Below are 6,300 nucleotides of genomic sequence, written 5' to 3' on the forward strand. Positions count from 1 at the left end.
CCTTTCGCTCGGACGATTGGACGGGCATGACAGCCACCAATCGCGGACATTTGTTGCGCAAGCTGGGTGACCTGATTGCCGATAACGCCGAGGCGCTGGCCCGCACCGAGGTTCAGGACAACGGCAAACTGTTCAACGAAATGTTCTTTCAGCTGAAATACGTGCCCGAGTGGTTCTATTACTACGCGGGTCTTGCCGACAAAATCGAAGGCAGCGTAATCCCAATTGATAAACCCGATATGCTGAACTTCACCCGTTATGAGCCTCTGGGTGTCTGTGTTGGTATCACCGCGTGGAATTCGCCGTTGTTGTTGTTGGCCTACAAACTCGCTCCGGCGTTGGCGGCTGGCAATACGTTTATCGCGAAGCCGTCGGAATTCACCTCGGCCTCGACATTGGAACTGGCAAAGATCGTGGATCAGGTTGGCTTGCCCAAAGGTGTATTCAACGTGGTGACAGGATTTGGTGCAGAAGTCGGTGCCAGCCTAGTCGAACATGAAGATGTCGCCAAAGTGGCCTTCACCGGTTCTGAAAAGACAGGAAGGCTTATCTCAGAGGTCGCCGCGCGGACGTTCAAGAAGGTGACGCTGGAACTGGGTGGAAAATCCCCCAATATCGTCTTTGCCGATGCTGAAATGGACAATGCTGTAAACGGCGTAATCTCGGGCATTTTCGCCGCCTCGGGCCAAACATGCATCGCCGGATCACGCCTGTTGGTCGAGCACAGTGTCCATGACGCGTTCCTCGACAAATTACTGAAGCTCGCCAGAACCGCGCGGATAGGTGACCCGATGGATACTGACACCCAGGTGGGTCCGGTCACGACCGAGCAACAACTGGAAAAGGTTCTGGGCTACATCGACGTCGCCAAAGGCGAAGGCGCGGAGACCCTGATGGGCGGCCGCAGACCCGACCGGCCAGAGTTGGGGAATGGCTGGTTTGTGGAACCCACCATCTTTGGCGGAGTACGCAACGACATGCGCATTGCACAGGAAGAGGTATTTGGCCCAGTTCTGTCTGTCATTCCCTTTGACAGCGCTGATGAAGCGCTGAGCATCGCCAATGACAGCAGTTATGGCCTTGCTGCGGGGGTGTGGACGCAGGACATTCGCAAGATCAAACATTTCTCGGAACGACTTCAGGCGGGGACCATTTGGGCAAACACCTACCGCGTGATCAGCTACATGACCCCGCTGGGCGGTTACAAGAATTCCGGACTGGGTCGTGAGAACGGCCAGAACGCGATTTACCAGTATCTACAAACCAAGAGCATTATGATTTCAACGGCTTCCGCGGTCGCCAATCCCTTCATCATGCGCTAATCCGATGTCGCGTTTAAGCAAATATCAGAATGACTGTGCTGGCCATCAATGCGGCCATCAAAGTCATAAAAGCGCGCCAAACATTTTCGTAACGCAAGAAATCAGAAAGCAAATGGCCAAGTGTTGTCCAAAACAGGCACACACCCAAATTGATGCCCGCGAAAACAACGAACAAGCGCAGTGCTTCTTGATGGGGGGCAAGCCCAATGCCAAATCCTGCTGAGGCCGCAAGCGTGATCGCCCAGACTTTGGGATTTACGGCCTGAAACAGAACTGCCTGACGAAAAGTAAATGGGCACCCATGGTCTTGTGTTCTTTCGGTGCGCCCTGCCAAGGCTGTCTGCCATGCCAGCCACAAAATCCAAAGAGCGGCCCCTATTTGAAACAGCAGTTTTAGTGCCGGTAAGGTCAACAAAAGTGTGCTCAGCCCAAGCGCGCTTCCAGCGGCCAACATGCCAGTCCCAAACGGAACGCCCAGCAGGTGTGGAACCGTAGCCCTGAACCCGAACCTTGCACCCGATGCGGTCAACATGACGACATTCGGGCCAGGCGAAAACAACCCAGCCAGTACAAACAGAAACAATGGAAGAGTTTCGGCTATCAATAGCTTTCTCACAAACGACAAGGCAGGTGCCGCAACGGTGCCGCACCTGCCAAATATAATCAATCATATGTTTAGTTGAGCAACACTCTGGGAAGCCAAAGCGCGATCTCTGGAAACAGGATCACTAGTGTCAGACCAAACAGTTGCAATATCACAAATGGGATGATGCCGCGATAGATCTGTTGGATCTTTACTTCCGGCGGCGCAACCGCCTTGAGGTAAAAGAGCGCAAAACCAAAGGGCGGCGTCAAGAACGAGGTTTGCAGGTTGATGGCAATCAGGATTGCGAACCAATACACGACATCAAATCGCGAGACATGATCGCCAAAATCCAATTGTGCGATAATGGGTGCGAAGACGGGCAGCACGATCAGCGTGATCTCGATCCAGTCAAAGAAGAACCCCAACACAAAGACCAAACCAAGCAGTAGGAACAACAAACCCCATGGGCCAAGACCCATCGCCTCAACAGTACTGATCACCAGATCATCACCTCCAAGCGCGCGGAAGATGTAGCTAAAGAAGGTCGCGCCGACGAACAGGCCGAAGATCATCGCATTGGTTTGTGCCGTACTGTCAACCACGCCGGACACCGTGCGTTCGAACTGCACCAGCTTTCTCCACAAAGATGTAGCAATAACGGTGGCAGATTGCGTGCTGGCATCTGGCCCCTTAAGTGTGAAGTCCTTAACACCCATCGAGGGCAGGATCACCAGATTGAAGAACCCTAGTAAGATCGCGCCTAAGGCCCCAACGCCAGCCGCCTCTGTCGGGGTTGCAACACCCCCTAGGATCGAGCCAAGCACCATGCCGATCAGGATGACAGGTGGGACAAAGCTGCGCAGGATCATGACCACTATGCCACCACGCGTTTGCGGGCCTAGAGCCTCAGATATTGGCGGTGCCAAAGACGGATTTATCCAACAGCGAATGACGATATAGCCCATATAAAGCGTCGCCAGAATAAGGCCGGGGAAGACCGCCGCCACAAACAAGTTGCCCACTGAACGTGACAGCAAGTCCGCCATGATCACCAACATGATGGACGGCGGGATTAGAATGCCCAACGTCCCGGAGGCTGCAATTGTGCCGGTTGCAAGGGCGTGATCATATTTGCGTTCGACCATGATCGGCAGGGCCAGCAGGCTCATCATGATGACAGAAGCCCCAATGATGCCGGTGGTAGCAGCCAGAATGGTTCCCATGATGGTCACAGATAGTGCAAGACCGCCCGGAACACGCCGCATCAGAATTTGAAGGCAGTTCAAAAGGTCGCGCGCAACTCCAGATTTCTCCAGCATCGTGCCCATGAACACAAACATCGGTATCGCTGTCAGGATAAGGTTTTCCATGACACCGCCGAAAATACGCGACGGCAGTGTGGAGAACTGAATGAAGTTAAGTTCATCTGCGACAATACCAATCAGGCCAAAGCCCAGACCAACGCCTCCCAGAACCCAGGCTACCGGAAAGCCGCTGAACAGCAGGAACGCAAGAGCAACAAACATCAACAGCGGGAGGAGTTCGATAATGCCCATCAGTGACCACCCCCGATTGTCGTTGCTTTCATGTCATCAGGAAGCCTTCCGGCCAGTCCTGCGATTGACTTAATGAGTTGGGATATCCCAGCCAGTCCGATTAGAACGAACAGGATAATCAACCCACTTTTCAGGATCCACAGGTCTGTCAAACCGGTTTGAGATTTTGAAATCTCACCCGACGTGAAAGACCGAACGACATAGGGCCAGGACAACCAGGCCCCCAGAAAGGAATAGGGGATCAATGCAAGCAGGATGCCCGCCACTTCGATCATGTACTTGGTACGGTCCGACAGATTCTCTCGGATCAAATCAATGCGCACGTGGGATTGTTTTGTATAGGCATAGCCCACGACCAAAACGATCAGAAAGCTATGCAGCCAGTACTCCGATTCCTGCAACATTGTTGAGGTCAATCCAAACACCTTGGGTACGCCCAGATAACGTGTAGTCACGTCATAGGTGACAACGAGTACAAGAAGCAGCGCGCACCAAGCGCCCATCTTGGCCATAACCCAGAGAAACGCGTCGATTGCGCGGCTGACCGTCAAAGCGCTTTCCATTGGATACCCCTTCCTTAGTTTTTCGAGTTGAAAATGAGTAAACCCGGCTGACTGTCAGCCGGGTTCTTTGATTAATCTCAGCCCATCAATCGAGGTAGGCCAGATCTTTCCAGACTTTGTAGTCAGCACGGAATGCCTGAAGGTTCTTCCACACCCGGTCAAAATCGGGATTTTCCGCAGCCATCCCAACTGCAATCCCGTCCCATTCAGCCTCAAGCGTGTCGAGGAATTCATCTGGCCAACGGTGGGTCGTCACACCTTCAGCACGCATTTCAAGTAGCGCCTTGCCTTGAATGGCTTCACCCTCTGCTAGCTGCGTTGCTACAGTCGCGCGGCATGCCGTCGTGATGATCGCACGTTGCTGATCCGTCATGCCGTCCCAAACGGCCTTATTCACAAGAAGTTCCTGAATGGTCGACTGTTGGTGCCAACCGGGAAAATAGTTGTGTTTGGCCAGATTATAAAATCCAAGGTTCTGGTCGATTGCAGGCATCGAGAATTCGGTTGCATCGATGGTGCCACGCTCCAACGCCGGATAGATGTCGCCACCGGCTAGAAGCTGGGTGTCGACACCCATTTTCTGCATCACCAAGGCACCAAGGCCGTAAAAGCGCATTTTCAACCCTGCCAGGTCCTCTGCTGAATTAATTTCTTCTTTAAACCAGCCGGAGGTTTCCGGCGAGACGATGCCGCAAACTTGTCCGTGGATGCCTACGGGATGGTAAAGTTCGTTCATAAGCTTTTCACCGTCCCCATTCCACATCCATGCCAGATATTCACCTGGGCCTGGACCAAAAGGTACGGCAGCAAACAAGTTCAAGGCCGAGTTTTTAGACCCCCAATAACCCGAGGTTGACCAACCTGCATCCACCGCTCCAGTGGATACATTGTCATAAATTTCTAATGGTGGAATCAGAGCGTTCGGATCATAGAATTTAACCTCAATATCGCCACCAGAGATCAAATTTACAGTTTCTGAAAATCGTACACCGGCTGTACCGAGTTGAGTTAGTGAACCAGCGAATGTCGATGGCATATTAATTTTGATCTTTTCGGCGTATGCCGTTGTGGCCACGACGCAAGCAAGTATAGCAGCACTGGTAATTACTCTGGACGTTCTTTTCATCTTATCCTCCCATAGGGTTTTTTTTGAAGTACAAACTATGGGTAACGCTTGGATAGCCGCTTTCAGGAGTCTCAAATTCCGAATGGGGGTATCACCGTTAGGGATGGCAATATGAAAAAGTGAGCAAAAACCTGTTAATAAGGCAAATTTTGGCCGGTCAGTGATGCCCCAATGTAGCGGTTGACACCGATTGGAAAGAAAAGTTGAACTATTTGTCAGTCAAATTTTGGGCGATCAGATGCTCCACCAAGGCTCGAACGGCGTTAGACACTGCACTCAAGTCTTTAACGGCAAGCTTGAGCGTCCGAACTGCCCAATCTTCATCAATTTCCTGCATCCGCAACTGGGCACTTTCGAGGTAAGGTTCGACGGCTCCGAGTGGCAGCACTGCGATACCTAGACCGGCTTCGACCATCCGACGCACACCATCAAAACTAAGAGTTTCAACACGCGTTTTAAGTGTCAGCCCCTGTTCACCGGCACACACCTCCAGAAAAGCCTGCAATGAGCTGCCACTTTGCAAACCCACCATATCAAGTTTGGCAAACTCAGCGAATTTAACCGGATGGTCAGGCCGGTAAGGATGCTCCTTGCCCATTACCACCACCAATGTATCAAGACGATAGGTAAGAACCTCCAATTCTGGTTCTTCGACCATCCCCGAAAAAATTCCTAGATCTGCCAAACCATCTCGTACGGCGGTAAGTATTTCCTCAGAGGTTCTCTCACTCAGGTCAATCCTTACATCTGGGTAATTCTCTGCAAAACCAGCCAGATCTTCAGGAAGAAATTGCGTGATTGCTGATGTATTTGCCGCAATACGAACTGAACCTTTAGCTCCGGTTGCAAAATCATGCATCTGGTTTTCCATACGTTCCACCAATCGGAATAGGTTCGAGGAATGCCGGGCGAGTTCATGCCCCGCTGGTGTCAACTCAACCCCCCGTGTTTGCCGATAAAACAGTGGAGTTCCAATCTGATCTTCTAAATCTGAGATGCGTTTGCTAATGGCTGAAGCAGCTATGTTCTCAGCTTCAGATGCTTGAGAAATGCTCCCCGTTCTGGCAACGGTCAAAAACATTTTCAGAGTTATCAGATTGTACTGCATGCTACCCCACCATCTAACTGCAAAGGTGCCCAAAGGCCC

6 protein-coding genes are annotated in these 6,300 nt (G+C 51.8%); 1 reads left to right on the forward strand and 5 read right to left on the reverse strand.

Features of this window, described 5'->3' with window-relative positions; translation table 11 throughout:
• A partial coding sequence (locus ABF287_RS09410; protein ID WP_347184755.1) for an aldehyde dehydrogenase occupies window positions 1-1,322 on the forward strand: 1,322 nt, incomplete at its 5' end.
• 13 nt (window positions 1,323-1,335) lie between these two features.
• On the opposite strand, the gene ABF287_RS09415 is transcribed toward ABF287_RS09410, so the two are convergent.
• From ABF287_RS09415 to ABF287_RS09435, 5 genes are all read right to left on the reverse strand, one after another.
• Complete coding sequence (locus tag ABF287_RS09415) at window positions 1,336-1,926, reverse strand: LysE family transporter (protein WP_347184756.1); 591 nt, start codon at window positions 1,924-1,926, stop codon at window positions 1,336-1,338.
• Window positions 1,927-1,997: 71 nt separating this feature from the next.
• Complete coding sequence (locus ABF287_RS09420; RefSeq protein WP_347184757.1) at window positions 1,998-3,464, reverse strand: TRAP transporter large permease subunit; 1,467 nt, start codon at window positions 3,462-3,464, stop codon at window positions 1,998-2,000.
• Complete coding sequence (locus ABF287_RS09425) at window positions 3,464-4,027, reverse strand: TRAP transporter small permease subunit (RefSeq protein ID WP_347184758.1); 564 nt, start codon at window positions 4,025-4,027, stop codon at window positions 3,464-3,466. Before ABF287_RS09425 ends, ABF287_RS09420 begins: the two co-directional genes overlap by 1 nt.
• An 85-nt stretch (window positions 4,028-4,112) precedes the next feature.
• Window positions 4,113-5,153 carry a TRAP transporter substrate-binding protein gene (locus tag ABF287_RS09430; RefSeq protein WP_044050802.1) on the reverse strand — a complete coding sequence of 347 codons (1,041 nt, stop codon included), beginning with the start codon at window positions 5,151-5,153 and terminating at the stop codon, window positions 4,113-4,115.
• 208 nt (window positions 5,154-5,361) lie between these two features.
• Window positions 5,362-6,261 carry a LysR family transcriptional regulator gene (locus ABF287_RS09435; protein WP_044050803.1) on the reverse strand — a complete coding sequence of 300 codons (900 nt, stop codon included), beginning with the start codon at window positions 6,259-6,261 and terminating at the stop codon, window positions 5,362-5,364.
• Window positions 6,262-6,300 lie beyond the last annotated feature (39 nt).

It is taken from the genome of Pacificibacter sp. (genome assembly GCF_039769035.1).
Lineage (GTDB): Bacteria > Pseudomonadota > Alphaproteobacteria > Rhodobacterales > Rhodobacteraceae > Celeribacter.